The following is a 3,001-nucleotide window of genomic DNA, read 5'->3' on the forward strand; positions in this document are numbered from 1 at the left end:
GCAGATGAACACGTCGATGATCTTGAGTTCGGGTTCGTCCATGCCGCCGTAAAGGTGGTTGAGAAACATCTCCTTGGTCAGTGTCGTTCCCTTGCGCAGGGACAGAAGTATATTCGATGTTGCCGGCCCGATCCGGCAACGGATGCGCGCCGTGGTCCGCATGGGCGAACGGCGCTGGGATGTCGTGCTCGACCGTGGCCAGCGCATCCTGCTGCCCACGCAAACCCCGATCCGTGCCTTCGAGCGCGTGATCGCCCTGGACCAGGCCCAGGATCTGCTGGCCCGTGACGTGTCGGTCATCGACATGCGCAACACGGCCCGGCCAACCATCAGACTCAATGAACAAGCCGTCGCGGAATTGCGTCGCGTGAACGGAGAAGAGCCAGAGGCAGGTGACGAATGAAAGACCTTTATGAGAGCCAACGTGCAATGCGGAACATGCGTCAGGCCGCCATGCAGCGCGGCGTGATCGCCATTCTCGACGTGGGCACCTCCAAGATCGCCTGCCTGATCCTGCGCTTTGACGGGCCGGACCGGTTCCTGGACAGCGACGGTGTCGGTTCCATGGCGGGGCAGTCGGCCTTTCGCGTCATCGGCGCGGCGACGACCCGCTCGCGCGGTGTGCGCTTCGGCGAGGTCGAGGCCATGGCCGAGACCGAACGCGCCATCCGCACCGCCGTTCAGGCGGCCCAGAAGATGGCGAACGTGCGCGTCGACCATGTCATCGCCTGCCTTGGCGGCGGGCGGCCGCGCTCTTACGGGCTGGACGGGCAGGCCGCTGTCGAGGGCACCGTGGTCACCGAGGCGGACATCGGCCGGGTGCTTTCGGCCTGCGAGGTGCCGGATTATGGCGAGGGCCGCGAGGTGCTGCACGCCCAGCCGATCAATTTCGCGCTGGATCACCGCAACGGCATGGCCGACCCGCGCGGGCAGATCGGCAACGCGCTGACCTGCGACATGCACATGCTCACGGTCGAGGCGGCGACGATCCGCAACCTGCTGCACTGCATCAACCGCTGCGACCTGGACCTGGCCGGGCTCGCCTCTTCCGCCTATGCCAGCGGCATCTCGGCGCTGGTCGAGGACGAACAGCAACTGGGCGCGGCCTGCATCGACATGGGCGGCGGCACCACCAGCCTGTCGATCTTCATGCACAAGCACATGATCTTTGCCGACACGGTGCGCATGGGTGGCGATCACGTCACCAGCGACATTTCCATGGGGTTGCAGGTGCCGCTGGCCATGGCCGAGCGGATCAAGACCTTCTACGGCGGCGTCATCGCCACCGGCATGGACGACCGCGAGATGATCGAGGTGGGCGGCGAGACCGGCGACTGGGAACGTGACCGCCGCAGCGTCAGCCGGGCCGAGCTGATCGGCATCATCCGCCCCCGTGTCGAGGAGATCCTCGAAGAGGTGCGGATGCGGCTGGACGCGGCCGGCTTCGAACATCTGCCCAGCCAGCAGATCGTGCTGACGGGCGGGGCGAGCCAGATTCCCGGCCTGGATGGGTTGGCCAGCCGCATCCTGGGCCACCAGGTGCGCCTGGGCCGGCCGCTGCGCGTGCAGGGGCTGCCACAGGCCGCCACGGGTTCGGCCTTCTCGGCCTCGGTCGGGCTGTCGCTTTTTGCTGCGCATCCGCAGGACGAATGGTGGGATTTCGACATACCGGCCGAGAAATACCCGGCCCGATCGCTGCGACGGGCCGTGCGATGGTTCAAGGAGAACTGGTGATACGCAAGATTTTGCCCAAATGCCGAGATACGGCGGTTTGGAGGGCCGAATTGGCCCATATTTTGCGGCATTTTTCCAGTTTTCTCGTGACCATCGGGCGCGATCCGGCTAGAATTGCGAATAATAAGGCGAAAAATGCCCGGTGGGACGGGCGCAGTAAAACAGGCGGACAGATACCATGACCTTGAACCTCTCCATGCCCGGACAAGACGAGCTCAAGCCACGCATCAGCGTTTTCGGCGTTGGCGGGGCCGGCGGCAATGCCGTCAACAACATGATCGAACAAGAGCTTCAGGGCGTCGAATTCGTCGTGGCGAACACCGATGCCCAGGCGCTCCAGCAATCCCGCGCCGAGCAGAAAGTGCAGATGGGCGTCAAGGTGACCGAGGGGCTGGGCGCTGGCGCCCGCGCCACCGTCGGCGCCGCAGCCGCCGAGGAAAGCATCGAGCAGATCGTCGACCACTTGGCAGGCGCGCACATGTGCTTCATCACCGCCGGCATGGGCGGGGGCACCGGCACCGGCTCGGCCCCGATCATTGCCCAGGCCGCGCGCGAGCTGGGTGTGCTGACCGTGGGTGTCGTGACCAAGCCCTTCCAGTTCGAGGGTGGCAAGCGGATGCGCCAGGCCGAAGAGGGCGTCGAGGCCCTGCAGAAGGTCGTGGACACGCTCATCATCATTCCCAACCAGAACCTCTTCCGGCTGGCCAACGAGAACACGACCTTCACCGAGGCCTTCGCGCTGGCCGACGACGTGCTCTACCAGGGCGTCAAGGGCGTGACCGACCTGATGGTGCGGCCCGGCCTGATCAACCTGGACTTCGCCGACGTGCGCGCGGTGATGGACGAGATGGGCAAGGCCATGATGGGCACCGGTGAGGCCGAAGGCGCCGAGCGGGCCGTGCAGGCCGCCGAGAAGGCCATCGCCAACCCGCTGCTCGACGAGATCAGCCTGGAAGGCGCCAAAGGCGTTCTGATCAACATCACCGGCGGCTATGACCTGACACTGTTCGAACTGGACGAGGCGGCGAACAAGATCCGCGAAAAGGTCGACCCCGACGCCAACATCATCGTCGGCTCTACCCTCGATACCGCGATGGAGGGGCAGATGCGCGTCTCGGTCGTGGCCACGGGCATCGACGCCGCCGAGAAAACCAGCGATGTGCCGCTGCCGCGCCGGTCCATGGCCGCGCCGCTGACCCAGCAGGTCGAAGCCGAGGCCCCCGCGCCGCAGCCCGAGCCCGAGCCCGAACCGCAGCCCACGGCCGCC

At 66.0% G+C, this 3,001-nt stretch carries 3 protein-coding genes and 1 pseudogene; 3 read left to right on the forward strand and 1 reads right to left on the reverse strand.

Going from position 1 to position 3,001, the window contains the following annotated elements; genetic code table 11:
* A pseudogene (locus tag ACH107_RS31595) lies at positions 1-108 on the reverse strand (DNA-binding response regulator); the annotation flags it as partial.
* Here ACH107_RS31595 and ACH107_RS31600 point away from each other — a divergent pair.
* The 3 genes from ACH107_RS31600 to ftsZ form a co-directional block, all read left to right on the forward strand.
* Complete coding sequence (locus tag ACH107_RS31600; protein WP_412509599.1) at positions 92-403, forward strand: cell division protein FtsQ/DivIB; 312 nt, start codon at positions 92-94, stop codon at positions 401-403. The pseudogene ACH107_RS31595 and the gene ACH107_RS31600 overlap by 17 nt on opposite strands.
* Positions 400-1,734 (forward strand): cell division protein FtsA, encoded by a 1,335-nt coding sequence (ftsA, locus tag ACH107_RS31605; RefSeq protein ID WP_412509600.1) that lies wholly within the window; start codon positions 400-402, stop codon positions 1,732-1,734. The genes ACH107_RS31600 and ftsA overlap by 4 nt, the downstream gene beginning before the upstream one ends.
* 178 nt (positions 1,735-1,912) lie before the next feature.
* The coding region (gene ftsZ, locus ACH107_RS31610; RefSeq protein WP_412509601.1) for a cell division protein FtsZ at positions 1,913-3,001 on the forward strand (1,089 nt) is incomplete at its 3' end.

The organism is Roseovarius halophilus (ex Wu et al. 2025), assembly GCF_047086965.1.